This window comes from Pseudoclavibacter sp. VKM Ac-2888, assembly GCF_015351285.1.
Taxonomy (GTDB): domain Bacteria; phylum Actinomycetota; class Actinomycetes; order Actinomycetales; family Microbacteriaceae; genus Pseudoclavibacter.
In genome coordinates this window covers 1,240,739-1,254,230 of record NZ_JADKSM010000001.1, presented here as the reverse complement: position 1 = coordinate 1,254,230, position 13,492 = coordinate 1,240,739, and the positions used below count along the sequence as shown (strand labels likewise).

Annotated in this window: 15 protein-coding genes; 10 read left to right on the top strand and 5 right to left on the bottom strand. The window is 68.9% G+C overall.

The window, feature by feature from the left end; translation table 11 throughout:
• Window positions 1-2: 2 nt before the first annotated feature.
• Window positions 3-935, top strand: a complete 933-nt coding sequence (glpX, locus tag ITJ61_RS06060) for a class II fructose-bisphosphatase (protein ID WP_228496858.1) — start codon at window positions 3-5, stop codon at window positions 933-935.
• A gap of 162 nt (window positions 936-1,097) precedes the next feature.
• Here the strand turns inward: glpX and ITJ61_RS06055 are convergent, their stop codons facing one another.
• Both ITJ61_RS06055 and ITJ61_RS06050 read right to left on the bottom strand, forming a co-directional pair.
• Window positions 1,098-2,321, bottom strand: a complete 1,224-nt coding sequence (locus ITJ61_RS06055) for a DNA recombination protein RmuC (RefSeq protein WP_194685779.1) — start codon at window positions 2,319-2,321, stop codon at window positions 1,098-1,100.
• Window positions 2,322-2,351: 30 nt separating this feature from the next.
• Window positions 2,352-2,981: a 3'-5' exonuclease gene (locus ITJ61_RS06050; RefSeq protein WP_228496608.1), complete on the bottom strand. Its 630-nt coding sequence runs from the start codon at window positions 2,979-2,981 to the stop codon at window positions 2,352-2,354.
• A gap of 68 nt (window positions 2,982-3,049) precedes the next feature.
• Here ITJ61_RS06050 and ychF point away from each other — a divergent pair, with 68 nt between their 5' ends.
• The 4 genes from ychF to ITJ61_RS06030 are packed head-to-tail and all read left to right on the top strand — an operon-like array spanning window position 3,050 to window position 5,523.
• The gene (gene ychF / locus ITJ61_RS06045) at window positions 3,050-4,123 is read left to right on the top strand and encodes a redox-regulated ATPase YchF (protein WP_194685778.1); all 1,074 of its coding nucleotides are present in this window, start codon (window positions 3,050-3,052) and stop codon (window positions 4,121-4,123) included.
• A 33-nt stretch (window positions 4,124-4,156) separates the two neighbouring features.
• Window positions 4,157-4,438 (top strand): type II toxin-antitoxin system RelE/ParE family toxin, encoded by a 282-nt coding sequence (locus ITJ61_RS06040; RefSeq protein ID WP_194685777.1) that lies wholly within the window; start codon window positions 4,157-4,159, stop codon window positions 4,436-4,438.
• Complete coding sequence (locus ITJ61_RS06035) at window positions 4,413-4,733, top strand: HigA family addiction module antitoxin (RefSeq protein WP_104298535.1); 321 nt, start codon at window positions 4,413-4,415, stop codon at window positions 4,731-4,733. The genes ITJ61_RS06040 and ITJ61_RS06035 overlap by 26 nt, the downstream gene beginning before the upstream one ends.
• 49 nt (window positions 4,734-4,782) lie before the next feature.
• Window positions 4,783-5,523 carry a mismatch-specific DNA-glycosylase gene (locus ITJ61_RS06030; RefSeq protein ID WP_194685776.1) on the top strand — a complete coding sequence of 247 codons (741 nt, stop codon included), beginning with the start codon at window positions 4,783-4,785 and terminating at the stop codon, window positions 5,521-5,523.
• Between the two features lie 41 nt (window positions 5,524-5,564).
• Here ITJ61_RS06030 and ITJ61_RS06025 read toward each other — a convergent pair whose 3' ends face one another.
• A complete protein-coding gene (locus ITJ61_RS06025) occupies window positions 5,565-6,758 on the bottom strand; it encodes a N(5)-(carboxyethyl)ornithine synthase (protein ID WP_194685775.1) in 1,194 nt (397 codons plus the stop codon).
• A 152-nt stretch (window positions 6,759-6,910) separates the two neighbouring features.
• Between ITJ61_RS06025 and ITJ61_RS06020 the strand changes: the two genes are divergently transcribed.
• The 3 genes from ITJ61_RS06020 to ITJ61_RS06010 all read left to right on the top strand — a co-directional run bounded on the left by ITJ61_RS06020 (window position 6,911) and on the right by ITJ61_RS06010 (window position 11,596).
• Window positions 6,911-9,148, top strand: coding sequence for a hypothetical protein (locus ITJ61_RS06020; protein WP_194685774.1), 2,238 nt, complete (start codon window positions 6,911-6,913; stop codon window positions 9,146-9,148).
• Window positions 9,145-10,917, top strand: a complete 1,773-nt coding sequence (locus tag ITJ61_RS06015; protein ID WP_194685773.1) for an HSP90 family protein — start codon at window positions 9,145-9,147, stop codon at window positions 10,915-10,917. Before ITJ61_RS06020 ends, ITJ61_RS06015 begins: the two co-directional genes overlap by 4 nt.
• Window positions 10,918-10,984: 67 nt before the next feature.
• A complete protein-coding gene (locus ITJ61_RS06010; RefSeq protein ID WP_194685772.1) occupies window positions 10,985-11,596 on the top strand; it encodes a dihydrofolate reductase family protein in 612 nt (203 codons plus the stop codon).
• A gap of 52 nt (window positions 11,597-11,648) precedes the next feature.
• Here the strand turns inward: ITJ61_RS06010 and ITJ61_RS06005 are convergent, their stop codons facing one another.
• Complete coding sequence (locus ITJ61_RS06005) at window positions 11,649-12,083, bottom strand: hypothetical protein (protein ID WP_194685771.1); 435 nt, start codon at window positions 12,081-12,083, stop codon at window positions 11,649-11,651.
• 179 nt (window positions 12,084-12,262) lie between these two features.
• Between ITJ61_RS06005 and ITJ61_RS06000 the strand changes: the two genes are divergently transcribed.
• Window positions 12,263-12,661 (top strand): VOC family protein, encoded by a 399-nt coding sequence (locus ITJ61_RS06000; RefSeq protein ID WP_104241621.1) that lies wholly within the window; start codon window positions 12,263-12,265, stop codon window positions 12,659-12,661.
• Window positions 12,662-12,729: 68 nt separating this feature from the next.
• Window positions 12,730-13,089: a DUF2695 domain-containing protein gene (locus ITJ61_RS05995; protein WP_104241620.1), complete on the top strand. Its 360-nt coding sequence runs from the start codon at window positions 12,730-12,732 to the stop codon at window positions 13,087-13,089.
• 6 nt (window positions 13,090-13,095) lie between these two features.
• On the opposite strand, the gene ITJ61_RS05990 is transcribed toward ITJ61_RS05995, so the two are convergent.
• Window positions 13,096-13,458 carry a TraR/DksA family transcriptional regulator gene (locus ITJ61_RS05990; RefSeq protein ID WP_104306968.1) on the bottom strand — a complete coding sequence of 121 codons (363 nt, stop codon included), beginning with the start codon at window positions 13,456-13,458 and terminating at the stop codon, window positions 13,096-13,098.
• Window positions 13,459-13,492: the final 34 nt, after the last annotated feature.

Genomic DNA, 13,492 nt, shown 5'->3' with positions numbered 1-13,492 from the left:
CTATGGAGTTGGTGCGTGCGACCGAGGCTGCGGCCATCCGGGCGACGCCGTTCATCGGGCGAGGTGACAAGAACGCCGCCGACGGTGCGGCGGTCGACGCCATGCGCAAGTTCCTCTCGACCGTCGATTTCGCCGGCGTCGTCGTCATCGGCGAGGGCGAGAAGGACGAAGCCCCGATGCTCTTCAACGGCGAGCAGGTCGGCAACGGGCAGGGCCCCGACTGCGATATCGCCGTCGACCCGATCGACGGCACGAGCCTCACGGCCGCTGGCCGGCAGAACGCGCTGAGCGTCATCGCCGTGGCCGACCGCGGCTCGATGTACAACCCGAAGGACCTCTTCTACATGGAGAAGATCGTCACGGGTCCCGAGGGTGTCGGCGTCATCGACCTGGCCCGCCCGATCGGCGAGAACATCCGCGCCCTCTCCAAGGCGAAGAACAAGCCGGTCGAGGACATGGTCATCGCCGTGCTCGACCGTCCGCGCCACGAGGAGCTCATCAACGAGATCCGCGCGGCGGGCGCTGGCACGCAGCTCATGCTCGACGGCGACGTCGCCGGTGGCATCAACGCTGCGCGAGGCACTGGTCGCATCGACATGTGCGTCGGCATCGGCGGCACTCCCGAGGGCATCATCACGGCGTGCGCCATCAAGGCGCTCGGCGGCGTGCTGCAGGGCCGCTGGTACCCGCGCAACGCCGAGGAGCGCGAGCGGGCGATCGCTGCCGGGCACGACCTGGACGCCGTGCTCACGCAGGACGACCTGGTCCGCACGGAGAACACGTACTTCGTGGCGACGGGTGTGACCGACGGTGGACTGTGCGCCGGGGTTCGCCGGTCCGGCAACCGCATCTTCACGGACTCGGTGGTGCTCCGGTCCCGCTCCGGCACCGTGCGTCGTGTGACGGCCGAGCACCTCGCGGACAAGTGGCTCTGATCTCCGTCGGCAGCTGACGCAGGTCTTCTGGAGCTGCCGCCAAAGCGCTGCCAGTCTGATGTTCCCGGCGTTCACCGTCGCGGCATCGGGCTGGCAGCGTTTCTCGTAGAGGAGCCGTTCGCGTGCGGTTCTTCCGGGAGTTCGCCCGTTCGAGGGGTCGGGTCAGCGCTCCGTGAGCTCGGGCTGTGTTTCTCGATGCTCGGTGAGTTCGGGCGCGGTGAGCCCGCGGAGCTGCTCCTCGACGGGGCGCGGCGTGCTGATGGGGGAGCCGATGTTGAGGGCGTCCAGTTTTCGAGCGGTGGGGAGGACTCGCGTCTCGAGGGAGCCCAGGAACGCGTTGTAGCTGGTGGTGGCGCCAGCCAGCGACCGGCCGAGCTTGTCGATGTGCGTGGCCAGCGTGCCGAGACGCGTGTGGAGCTGGGTGCTGAGTTCGAAGATCTCGTGGGCCTGGTCTTCGAGCACGTCCTGCTGCCAGGCGTAGGCGATGGCGCGGAGGGTGGCCCAGAGGGAGACGGGAGACGTGACCGCGACTCCGCGGTGGATCGCGTCTTCCAGGAGCGACGGGTCGGAGGCGACCGCGGCCGAGAGCGCCGACTCGCTGGGGACGAATGCGATGACCAGTTCGGGGGATCCGGGCACCGCGCTCGGGTAGCCGCGCGCGGCGAGGGCGGTGACGTGTGAGCGGAGGGCCTTCGCGTGGTCGCCCATGAGGCTGCGCCGGCGTGCGGTTTCCTCTTGGTCGCCGAGTTCGCTGAGCTGGCTCGCGGCGAGATACTTCGCCATCGGGGCCTTCGCGTCGATGACGAGGTGCTTGCCCCCTGGCAGGTGCACGATCATGTCCGGGCGCCCCGCGCCCTGCTCTCCGGTGAGCGTGACCTGCGTGTCGAAGTCGACGCGCTCGATCATTCCGGAGGCCTCGACGATGTTGCGAAGCTGCGCCTCGCCCCACACGCCTCGTGCTTGGTTGGACTGCAGCGCGGAGGCGAGCGAGTCGGTGGTCGCCCGCAGGCGCTCGTCTGCTTCGTGCTGGTTGCGGAGCTGCTCGCTGAGCTCGCCGTGCTGCTGCAGGCGCTGCTCCTCGATGGCGGCGACGGCGCGGCGCATGAGTTCGAGCTGCTTGTTCACCGGGGCGAGCGCCGTGAGCACCTGCTGTTCGCCGACGTCCTTCGTGCGGCGCGCCTCGAGCTGCGAGCGTTCCCGTGCGAGCACCTCCTCGAGATGCTGCTCGGCGGTGGAGCGTGCCTCGCTCGCAGCGAGGGCGCGTGCGCTGGCACCCGCGAGCTCGGTCGCCAGCTGTTGGCGCTGGTTCGCTCCCCGCAACGCGGCGACCGCGAAACCGACGATGAGGCCGAGGAGGAGGCCGATGACGAGCGGGAGAAGGTCCATGCATCCACCCTCGCAGGTGCCTCCGACATTTCAGGCGAAGGTGGCCGCCGCGGTGAGTGTCGCGGCGAGTTCCCGCTCCCTGCTGAGCTCGATGCGCTCGATGTCGACGCCCGTCGACGCGCCCACGTCGGCGAGTTCCACAGCTCCCAGCCTTCGTGAGACGTCGACGACGATGGCGGCGCTCGCCTCCGCATCGGAGACGGGGTCGTGGTGCACGAGCGTCGTGAAGCCTGCCGCCTCCGCGGCCACCGGGAGGCGGTAGGAGTGCAGCTCGTAGCTGCGTCTCGCGAGTCGGAGCGAGCAGAAGTAGGCGAGCGGTGGAAGCGTCGTGTTCGTCGCAAGGCTGATCGTGACGGCCACGCCGATGTCGAAACGCGCGTTGTGCGCGACCAGCACATCGTCTCCGACGAAGGCCAGGAGACGGGGGAGCTGCTCCTCCCAGGTCAGAGCACTGCGGGTCATCTCCCGGCTGATGCCGTGCAGCTGGACGTTGAAGGGCAGGAACGCGTCGTGGGGCTGCGGGGGCTGGATGAGCCAGCTGGCGCGCTCGACGACGGCACCGTCCCGCACCTTGACGAGTCCGACGGCGCACGCTGAGGCCGGGGAGCCGTTGGCGGTCTCGAAGTCGATCGCGGTGAAGTCGATGGTCACGTCATTCATGGTGGCACGAACCTGGCGTCGGTCGAATCGGGTGTGGCGCATCCGGTGGGCAAGTACGATAGGTGCTCGTGGCTCTTACTCTTGGCATCGTCGGCCTGCCCAACGTCGGCAAATCGACCCTTTTCAACGCACTCACGAAGAACCAGGTTCTCGCGGCGAACTACCCGTTCGCCACGATCGAGCCCAACGTGGGGGTCGTCGAGCTGCCGGATGCACGGCTGAAGGTGCTCGCCGAGATCTTCGGCTCTGAGCGCATCCTGCCCGCCGCAGTGTCGTTCGTCGACATCGCCGGCATCGTGCGCGGTGCGAGCGAGGGCGAGGGGCTCGGCAACCAGTTCCTCGCCAACATTCGCGAGGCGGACGCGATCGTGCAGGTCGTGCGCGGCTTCGAGGACGGCGACGTGGTGCACGTCGACGGCAAGGTCGAGCCCGCGAGCGACATGGAGACGATCAACACCGAGCTGATCCTCGCCGACCTGCAGACCATCGAGAAGGCGCTCCCGCGCTTCGAGAAGGAGGTCAAGCAGAAGCGCCTCGACTCCTCTGTGCTCGAGGCGGCGAGCGAGGCGAAGGCGGCGCTCGACGAGGGCACGCTCCTCTCGGCCACCAAGATCGACCTCGAGCCCATCAAGGAGCTCGGCCTGCTGACGGCCAAGCCCATGATCTTCGTCTTCAACATCGACGAGGCCGCGCTGAGCAGCGAGGAGAAGCTCGCTGAGCTCGCGGCGCTGGTCGCTCCGGCGAAGGCGATCTTCCTCGACGCGCAGACCGAGTCCGAGCTCATCGACCTCGACCCCGAGGAAGCCGCCGAGCTCCTCGCGTCGCTCGGTCAGGACGAGTCGGGCCTCAGCCAGCTCGCCCGCATCGGCTTCGACACGCTCGGGCTGCAGACCTACCTCACCGCAGGCCCCAAGGAGTCGCGCGCGTGGACGATCCGCAAGGGCTGGAAGGCACCGGCGGCGGCCGGCGTCATCCACACCGACTTCGAGCGCGGCTTCATCAAGGCCGAGGTCATCTCGTTCGACGACCTTGTCGAGACCGGCTCCACCGCCGAGGCTCGCGCCAAGGGCAAGGCCCGCATGGAGGGCAAGGAGTACGTCATGCAGGACGGCGACGTCGTGGAGTTCCGCTTTAACGTCTAGCGTTATTGACGCTCTGCGTTATACGCTGACCTCGTGATCAGATCGTTCGGGAGCAAGGAGACCGAGCGCATCTGGCGCGAGCAGTATGTCAAGGGCGTCGATCGGGCGGTCCAACGAGCAACCCTGAGGAAGCTCGAGCTGATCCATGCGGCGAAAGATGCGGAAGATCTGAGGATCCCTCCGGGGAACCGCCTGGAGAAGCTGGCTGGCGATCGACGCGGTCAACACAGTATCTGTGTGAACTCCCAGTGGCGTATCTGCTTCGTCTGGAGAGAGGGAGGGACGGAAGATGTCGAACTCATCGACTACCACTGACGCGGGTGTGATCGAGCCGATCCACCCAGGGGAGATCCTGATGGAGGACTTCATCGAGGGGTTCGGCATCACGCAGAACAAGCTCGCGGTGTCCATCGGTGTGCCTCCGCGTCGGATCAACGAGATCGTGCACGGCAAACGCGGCATCACCGCCGACACAGCGATCCGACTGGCGCGGTACTTCGGGACGTCGGAGGAGTTCTGGATGAACCTGCAGTCGAACTACGAGTTGCGGCTCGAGCGCAGGGCTCTGCGCGACAAGGTCGCCGCGATCACACCGTTGAAGGTCGCATGACGGATCTGTCGATCGGTGTCTCTGCGCACGGTGACGCAGTCGACGCTGGATGCCAGTCCCAGTGACTCCGGATGCCTCGGATGGCGTGAAGCGGTCGTTCCCAGCTCCGCCTCGTGCAGCTGGAGTCGAGATCGAACCGCCGGATTCCTCGCACGTCCCGGCCAGGGAGCGTCGCGCGTCCCCACTCGGCGGACGCAAGCCCGTGACCGCCGAGCTGGCACAGTTCCAGACGCCCGATGAGCACGCCATGGACGACATCCTCCCCATCGACCTCGCGACGGTTCGTCTGCTCATCGTGGGCGTCAACCCGGGACTGTGGACGGCCGCGGTCAACGCCCCCTTCGCGCGACCCGGCAACCGATTCTGGCCATCGCTCCACCGGGCCGGCTTCACGGATCACACCGTCCACGCATCGCGTGGCCTGTCTGCGCCAGACGAGCAGCAGCTGCTCCGGCGGGGCATCGCGCTCACGAACCTCGTGGGCCGAGCCACGGCGCGTGCCGACGAACTGACGCCCTCGGAGCTGCGCGACGGTGGGCAGCGAATCATCGAGCGCGTGCAGGAGATGCGGCCCGACGCCGTCGCCGTCGCCGGGATCACCGCATTCCGCACCGCGTTCGGCCTGCCGAAGTCGAAGCTCGGGCGTCAGGAGACGGGGACCGTCGTGGGCTGGCCGGAGGACGTCGACCTGTGGGTCGTCCCGCAGCCCAGCGGGCTGAACGCGCACGAGACGATCGACACCCTCGCCGCCAAATGGCGAGAAGTCTGGGATTCGCTTCCTGCCGAGTGACGACGCAGCTCGCACGTCACGGAAACTCCAGGCATGCTCCGTCAGGACGCGAGCGGCACCTGGGCGGCGGCAACGCGGTGCGGGTACTCGGCCTCGCGCCCCTGGAAGCTCAGGATGCTCGGGTTCTGGATCACACCGTCCCGAATCTCGATCGCGCGGGTGAGCGTCGCACTCTCAGCCCACGCCTCCGGGCCTTCGAGAGCGGGGCGGAGGAACGGGAGCAGGGCCTCGCTGATGTCCCAGGTGGCGGAGTTCCACAGGTAGGACGGGCTGTGGTCGACGGCGTAGTAGTTGACGCCCTGCCCGACCGTGAACATCGGCTGCTCGAACGTCGTGGGCCGTGCCCACTCGAACCCCATGCCCTCGTCGCAGGAGACGTCGATGATGAGGCTCCCCGTCGAGAACCGTGCGAGGTTCTCCGTGAGGAGGTAGGTCAACGGTGCGGCGACATCCTGGAAGGTGCAGTTGACGACGATGTCGTAGGTGGCCAGGAAGTCGGGGAGCAGCCAATCGCCCTGCTCGGTGCTGACCGTGCTCAGGTGCGTCGGCCCGTCATCCGTGTTGAGCTGCGTGATGTGTGCGTTGTGGATGGGGGAGCCCACGGCCGCCGCGCCGCGCTGCGTGAGCACCTCGATGTCGTGGATGCCGTGCGCGTTGAGCGCCGTCACCGCGCCTCGAGCGGTCGCACCGAAGCCGATCACCACGGCCCTGAGGCGAGGGCCGTAGAGGCCCGTCAGTCCGATGAGGCTGAGCGCGTGGATGACGGAGCAGTAGCCGGCGAGCTCGTTGTTCTTGTGGAAGACATGCAGGCTCATGTCACCCTGCGGCGTCCAGTGGTTCATCGCCTCGAACGCGATCAGCGTCAGCTTCCTGTCGATGGCGAGCTGCGTCACCTCCGGGTCCTGAACGCAGTGGGGCCACCCCCAGAGCACCCGTCCTGGTGCGAGCGCCGCGACATCCGCAGCCTGCGGCTTGGGGAGCAGGAGCACGTCAGCGGAGGCGAGGACCTCGGCTCGCTCGGCGACCCTGCCGACACGCGATTCCACGTAGCCGCGCTCGAGCTGGAAGTCGGCCCCGTAGCCGCGCTCCACGATCATGCGAGCCCGCACGTCCGCGTCGATCCGATCGAGGTGATGCGGGTGGAGGGGGAGCCGGCGTTCGTTCTCCATCGAGGAGTCGGCGAGGACACCGAGCGAGAGCAGCGGAGCACGGGTGGAGGCGACGGCGGACGACATGGGATCCCATCATTGGGGAACCAGAGTCAGCTCCTGCCCTGACAGTACGCCCATTTCGGGCAGGCGCATTCGCTAGGGTGACCGGCAGCCACCTTCCCCAGCGTCCAAGCGTGCGGTGACCTCGGGAAGCAGACCGCAGCCTGGAGGCCCAGATGATCGCGTACTCAGAGATCGCCACGCTCGACGCCGAGCAGCACGAGCGCATCCAATCGCTGTTCGAACGCAGCTCCGCGATCTGGGACCTTCCCGAGGACGAGGGCAAGCTCGAGGTCTGGGACGAGTTCATCGAGGACTGCGAGCGCGCCGAGTTCCCCCACCTCATCGCGAGCGCCCGCTTCGGCCAGTACACGACCCTCGTCAAGGCGGGACTCGCGGTCCGAGCGCTCGATGCGTACGTGCGGCTCATGCAGGTCATCCACCGCCATGGCGACCTCATCGCGCCCGAGAACGTCGGGCGCATGCTCAATTCCATCGCGACCGCGAGCATGACGCTCGTCGACGACCCGGCGGTGTCGCTTGAGCAGATCGCCCGCGCCATCGACCTCGTCGAGCAGCAGATACGACAGCGCGGTGCCGACATCGTGGGAGTCTACGTGGCGCGCGCCGTGGTCTCCGCGGCCAGGGGAGACGCCGACGCGACGTTCGACTGGATCCAACGGTGGCGATCCGAGAACAGCGTCGAGTGGCGGCCGGACGACTCCGGCGTCATCCAGATGGAGCTGCCGCTCGTCGCGCGCTTCGATCTGCCGCGCGCGACGGAGACGCTCGAGCAGCGGCTGAGGATGCTCGAGATCGACCCGGGCCAGCTCGACGCCACGCGTTCCGACGCGGAGAACGCCACGCCCCTCCTCATCCTGCTCGCCTTCTTCTACGTGCGCGCCGGCCGTCGAAGCGACGCGAACCTCATCGCCGACCAGCTCCTCGCCGGGATCGGGGCCACCCGACTCGCGCGGGACGGGGTCGCGGAGTTCCTCATCCCAGTCCTCGAGGAGCGTCCGGAGGCCGCGCTCGAGGCCGTGGACCACACCCTCCGCAACCTGCACCTCGACGGGAGCGACTGGGAGGCCACCGCCGCCACGGCGCGCAACCGCATCCTCGCCGACCCGACTGGGGACGAGGGCGGGCTGCTGCGAGCGCTCGCCGAGGAGGCTGCCGCCTCGCTCGACCGACGCGGCGGAACCGACGTGCACTCGCGGGAGCTCGACGAGTTCTGGTGGGCCGGCCTGCCCGCACCGACGCGACCGGAGGCTGCCGATGACGAGGACGTCTGGGGTGACGTGGAAGAGCGCGCGGAGACGATCCTCGCGTCCGGCTGGCTGCCGCGCACCGCCTCGGTCAGCATGGACGAGCCGCCCATCTCCATCAAGCACCGCTACGTCGCGCACCTCGGCGCCACGATGGACCTTCTCTCGGCCGAGACCGCGGAGGACGCCGACGCCCTCGCGGCCTCGCTCTCCGCGCGCTCAGAGCAGCTGAAGTGCGCCACCACTCGGTACTGCGTGCCGCTGCTGCATGGCCTGCGCGCCGGTCAGCAGGGCGACATCGCCACGCTCGTGCGCGACTTCCGCGCGGCCCAGGTGGAGCTTCGGAACGACTCGGACGCGATCGAGGACTCCATCGCGGCCATCGGCGAGCGCTTCTTCGCCGTGACCGTCGACCAGGCGGTCGCCGCGCCCGACGTCACGTGGCCGGAGATCGAGGAGCTCATCGAGGCAGAGGTGCGCCTCCGAGCGGTCACCGGGGGACCCACCGCCCACCTGACCCTCGCACGCGCGGAGGTGGCCGCTCACCGCGGCGACACAGCGTCGCTGCGCGCCGCCCTCGAGCAACTCGGACCCCAGCTCGAAGCGGAGAGCCGAATGCTCGATCGGGTCACGGTCGACCTCGAAGTCGTGCGCCTCACCGCGTTCGCGGCGCCTGCGTTCGCGGCGGCAACCGCGAGAGGGATCCTCGCGGACGGCGACGCTGAGCAGGTGCGCGCCGCGACCGCCTGGCTGTGCTGGCTGGATGCTCGGTCAGGGAACAGAGCCGCCGCCTCGGCCGAGCTGGCCCGCATCCTCGAGAGTGTCGACGGCGACGTGGACGCGTTCGGTCCGCTGCCCGGATGGGTGCTGCTCGAGGGGATAGCCGCACCCGGCGTCGAGCTCGGGCCGCTCATCGACGCGCTGCTGGCGGACGTCGACGAGTCGCCGAGCGACCTGATGATCTTCGCCGCGTGCGGCAGCGCCCTGCTCGCCACGGCCCCCGACGACCCTCGAGGGCCGGACCTCCGTGCGCTCGCCGCCGACATCACCCGACGGCTGGATGCCCGCAACGGCGATGACCGCTGGAGCACCTGGGTGCGCGAGAGATGGTTCGCGGGCGACGCTTCCCTCGGGGCGTCCGCATGAGCGGGGAGAGCTTCCGCGTCGACCTGCGCGGCATCGTCGACATCCTGTCCCATCACCTGTACTCGAGTCCGCGCGTGTACCTCCGCGAGCTCATCCAGAACGCCAGGGACGCGGTCGTCGCCAGGAGCGAGCTCGATCCGACCGCGCCCCAGGAGATCGCGGTCGAGGTCGAGGACGGTGGGGCCGTGCTGGTCCGCGACCATGGCATCGGGCTGACCGAGGAGGAGATGCGGTCGGTGCTCGCCACCATCGGCGCGTCGAGCAAGCGCAGCGACTTCACCCGAGTGCGCCGACAGTACCTCGGCCAGTTCGGCATCGGCCTCCTCTCCTGCTTCCTGATCGCGGATCGCATCGAGGTGCGCTCGCGCAGCGCGCGCTCGGCGGACGCGCCGACGATGAGCTGGGTTGGGAGCTCGGACGGCACGTTCACGATCACACCCGCGGAGACTCCGTTGCCGGATGCGGGCACCGAGGTGCGCGTTCAGGCTCGCGCCGACGACCGAGAATGGGTCGACCCGGTGCGGGTGCGTCTGCTCGCCGAGCGCTTCGCCAGCCTGCTCGAGCTCCCGATCTCGCTGCGCACGACTCCCCGGCAGCCGCCAGAGCTCGTTAGCACCGGGACGCCACCGTGGCGGACCTCCGACTTCGAGGCGGCCGAGTGGTGTCGCCGTGAGCTCGGGTTCATGCCCCTCGCGGTGCTCCCCGTCGACGTCCCGACCGCGGGTGTGGTCGGCGTCGCCTTCATCTCGGACAGCCCGGGGCGGGTCGGGAACCGACACGGCGACACGGTCTACTCGCACGGCATGTTCGTCGCCGATGACAACGTGCAGCTCGCTCCGAACTGGGCCTACTTCGTGCGGCTCGCCGTCGAGGGCGGCGACCTGCCCCTGACCGCATCCCGCGAGTCCCTCCAGGACTCGTCGGCGATCGGCGAGGTGAAGGCGCAGATCGGCACGCAGCTCCGGCAGGGCATCGAGCACTTCGCGCTGCGCGATCCCGTCGGCTTCGACCGATTCATGGACGTGCACGCGAAGGGCATCCTCGCGATGGCGGCGGGGGACGACGACATGCTCGACCTCGTGATCGGCCACGTGCCATGGGAGACCAGCGAGGGCACGATGACCCTCGCCCAGATCCTGCGCATCTCGGACGACGCGCAGTACACCGCCTCGATGACCGACTTCACGGCGTTCGCGCCGCTGCTTCGCGCGAGGAAGGCGCTGCTGGTGAACGGCTCCTACGTGTACGGGAGCGAGATCCTGCGCAAGGTGCGCGAGCGTCGTGGGCACGCGGCGCGCGTTCGGGCGTTCGACCCCCACTCGTTCCTCGACGAGCTCCCGGAGCCGCGTGACGACGACGCTGCGGCTCGAGGATTCGAACCGCAGGCGCGCATCGTCCTCGACCGGCTCGGGGTCGATCTCGACCTGCGGGAGTTCGCCCCGGCATCCACCCCTTCCCTGTTCGTCGCCGCACCGAGCGAGCAGTACCGGGGTCAACCGACCGATGCCGACGCGGAAGCGGACCCGTGGGCGGACCTTCTCAGCGCACCGGCGTCGCAGCCCACGCGACCGAGGCTCGTCATGAACGTGTCGAGCGACGCGGTGCGCTCGCTCGGGCAGGTGCGTGACGAGCGCGTGCGTGCCGAAGCGATCAGCGGACTGTACGTCATCGGCCTGCTGCGAGCCGGCGAGACGCTCGACGAGCGGCACGGTGAGCTGCTCAGCAGCACGCTGCACACGCTGATCGCCGCGGCGGGCTCCGGGGCGTGACAGGGCGACGAGACCGGGAGTAGGGTCGCGTTCACGGGCCGATCCCGCGTCGACGGAAGGACTCTCGATGTCCGACACCACCTGCCACATGTCCATCTCCCTGGACGGCTTCGTCGCGGGTCCCGAGCAGAGCGCGGAGCATCCGCTCGGCCGAAGAGGGCACGAGCTGCACGGCTGGCACATCGGCGACCCACGGGCGACGGACGCCGACGAGCTCGCGATCGGCTGGCTCATGCGACCTCGCGGCGCCTACGTGATGGGGCGGAACATGTTCGGTCCCGTTCGCGGCGAGTGGGATGAGGATTGGCGCGGGTGGTGGGGTGACGAGCCGCCGTACCACGCGCCGGTCTTCGTGCTCACGCACCACGCACGCGACCCCATCGAGATGCAGGGCGGCACGAGCTTCCACTTCGTCAGGGGCGGCTTCGACGCGGCCTACGCCAGGGCCGTCGAGGCCGCTGGAGGCAAGGGCGTCGACATCGCCGGCGGCGCTTCCACCGTTCGACAGGCGCTCAACGCGGGGGTTGTCGACGAGCTCACGCTCGACGTCGCGCCAGTGCTGCTCGGCTCCGGCGAGCGGATGTTCGACGGCGTCGAGGTGTTCGACTACGAACCCGTCGAGGTGCTGCACTCGCCCCTGTCGACGCACATCCGCTACCGGAGGTCGGCCAAGCGCTGACCGCACCGGGCCGGCAGGGGTCTGCCCGTCATCTCTCCTCGAGGGGCTCAGCTCAGCCGGCGGCCTTGCGGACGTGGTCCGCGATGGTCTTCTCGGTCTCGGGGGTGAGGCTGATGAGCGCGAACGACGTCACCCAGAGGTCGCCGTCGTCGAGCTGCGCTGCCTCCTCGAACCCGAGCGTCGCGTACCTCGTCGTGAACTTCGAGGCCGCCTTGAAGAACACGACGACCTTGCCGTCGGCGTCGGTGTAGGCGGGAAACCCGTACCAGGTCTTCGGCATGAGCTGCGGGGCGACCTCCTTCACGATGCGATCGACGCCCTCGGCGAGCACTCGATCCTCGTCCGTCATCTCTGAGATGGCCTTCTGGATGGCGGCGTCGCCCGCGGCGCGGTTCTTCCCGGCCTTCTGCTCAGCGCGCAGCTCTGCGGCGCGCTGCTTGACCGCGTCCCGCTCGTCCTTCGACAGTCCAGCCGTCTTCTCCGCCATTGCGCGCTCCTTCTCCGTGTTCCTGACCGGTGGTTCAGGACCAACGTACGACCCATCGGGGCTGCGCGCTTCTCTGAAACTGCTCGGACCCGCCATCGAGGCCCCGCGGCATCCCGCTCGCACCCAGCTCCGGCCAGCAGGATGGGCTGATCGTGATGGGCCGGTCTGAGGAGGCACGCATGGGACTTCGCTGGTATTCGACCGTCGTCGACGCGCACGACCACCGTGCGCTCGCGGCCTGGTGGGCGGAGACGCTCGACTGGCAGGTGAGCTTCGAGGACGAGAACGAGGCCGCGGTCATCCCCAAGTGGCTCGACGAGGAGAACCCGGGGGTGCCGTTCGAGCAGGTCGGGCCGGGACTCGTCTTCGTGCCGGTTGCGGACGAGCGGACGGTGAAGAACCGGTTGCACATCGACCTCGCCGCCCCGTTGCACGAGAGCCAGGTGGCGCACGTCGACGCGCTGCTCGCCCGCGGGGCCAGCCGAGCTGACGTGGGGCAGGGGGAGGACACCACGTGGGTCGTGCTGCGCGACCCAGAGGGCAACGAATTCTGCGTCCTCTCGTCTCGGGAGTCCTGAGCGCCGTCCCGCACACCACCCCGCGAGTGGCCCGTCAGAATGTCGGTGGTCCGGTCCAAACTGTCGGCATGACAGATCAACGAATTGATAGAGAAGCCGAGTCCTTCGTGCGGAGCCTCGCCGGTGAGCTCCTTGCGCCGAGATCAGGGGAGTGCGTGCTCTGCTACGTCGCCGACCAGCTCGACGAGTTCGGATGCGATGGAACGCATCGGTTCTCGAAGTGGTACCAGGAGCGCCAGGCGCCGCGGGCAACCGCGCTCCTCGAGCGACTCGGCCGCATGGGCGCCTACTGCGACTGCGAGATCTTCCTGAACGCCGCTGATGCCGGCGAGGGCGAGCCCCAGGTCCTGCCAGCCTGCCTGGGCGTTCGTCGCGGGTCGACGCAGCCCTGCAGGCTCTGGTGGACAGAGCGCGGAAGCGCCTACTGACCTCGGTCAGCGACGCGGGAGCGACCGCTCCGCGCAGGCGACGCACTGCTCGGCGAACGGGCGCACGCGCAGACGCTGGTCCGGGATCCGCCTGCCGCACGTCACGCAGACACCGTAGGTGCCCGCTTCCATGCGCAGCAGTGCTGCTTCGATCTGCCGGAGCTCCGACTTCGCGGCGTCGGACTGGCCTGCGAGCCTCGACCACTCCGCCGAGAGGGGCGCCCCATCGGGGTCGTGCTCGTCGTCATCGTTGAGCGACGCACGATCATGCACCAGCGTCTCGAGGGCGGCCGCGCTGCTCTCGACACGCCCTGCAGCGAGCAACCGCAGGCCCTCCAGGCGTTCCGCGTGCGTGTCAGCTCCATCCATGCCGCCATTCTTGTCCAGCACGCGCCAGAAGTCC

Bases quoted from the DNA above. Each gene is read 5' to 3' on its own strand.
- ITJ61_RS05995 (WP_104241620.1), top strand. From the start codon at position 12,730: ATGACAGATCAACGAATTGATAGAGAAGCCGAGTCCTTCGTGCGGAGC.
- ITJ61_RS06000 (WP_104241621.1), top strand. From the start codon at position 12,263: ATGGGACTTCGCTGGTATTCGACCGTCGTCGACGCGCACGACCACCGT.
- ITJ61_RS06015 (WP_194685773.1), top strand. From the start codon at position 9,145: ATGAGCGGGGAGAGCTTCCGCGTCGACCTGCGCGGCATCGTCGACATC.
- ITJ61_RS06005 (WP_194685771.1), bottom strand. From the start codon at position 12,083: ATGGCGGAGAAGACGGCTGGACTGTCGAAGGACGAGCGGGACGCGGTC.
- glpX (WP_228496858.1), top strand. From the start codon at position 3: ATGGAGTTGGTGCGTGCGACCGAGGCTGCGGCCATCCGGGCGACGCCG.
- ITJ61_RS06020 (WP_194685774.1), top strand. From the start codon at position 6,911: ATGATCGCGTACTCAGAGATCGCCACGCTCGACGCCGAGCAGCACGAG.
- ITJ61_RS06010 (WP_194685772.1), top strand. From the start codon at position 10,985: ATGTCCGACACCACCTGCCACATGTCCATCTCCCTGGACGGCTTCGTC.
- ITJ61_RS06035 (WP_104298535.1), top strand. From the start codon at position 4,413: ATGTCGAACTCATCGACTACCACTGACGCGGGTGTGATCGAGCCGATC.
- ITJ61_RS06025 (WP_194685775.1), bottom strand. From the start codon at position 6,758: ATGTCGTCCGCCGTCGCCTCCACCCGTGCTCCGCTGCTCTCGCTCGGT.
- ITJ61_RS05990 (WP_104306968.1), bottom strand. From the start codon at position 13,458: ATGGATGGAGCTGACACGCACGCGGAACGCCTGGAGGGCCTGCGGTTG.
- ITJ61_RS06030 (WP_194685776.1), top strand. From the start codon at position 4,783: ATGCCAGTCCCAGTGACTCCGGATGCCTCGGATGGCGTGAAGCGGTCG.
- ITJ61_RS06050 (WP_228496608.1), bottom strand. From the start codon at position 2,981: ATGAATGACGTGACCATCGACTTCACCGCGATCGACTTCGAGACCGCC.
- ITJ61_RS06055 (WP_194685779.1), bottom strand. From the start codon at position 2,321: ATGGACCTTCTCCCGCTCGTCATCGGCCTCCTCCTCGGCCTCATCGTC.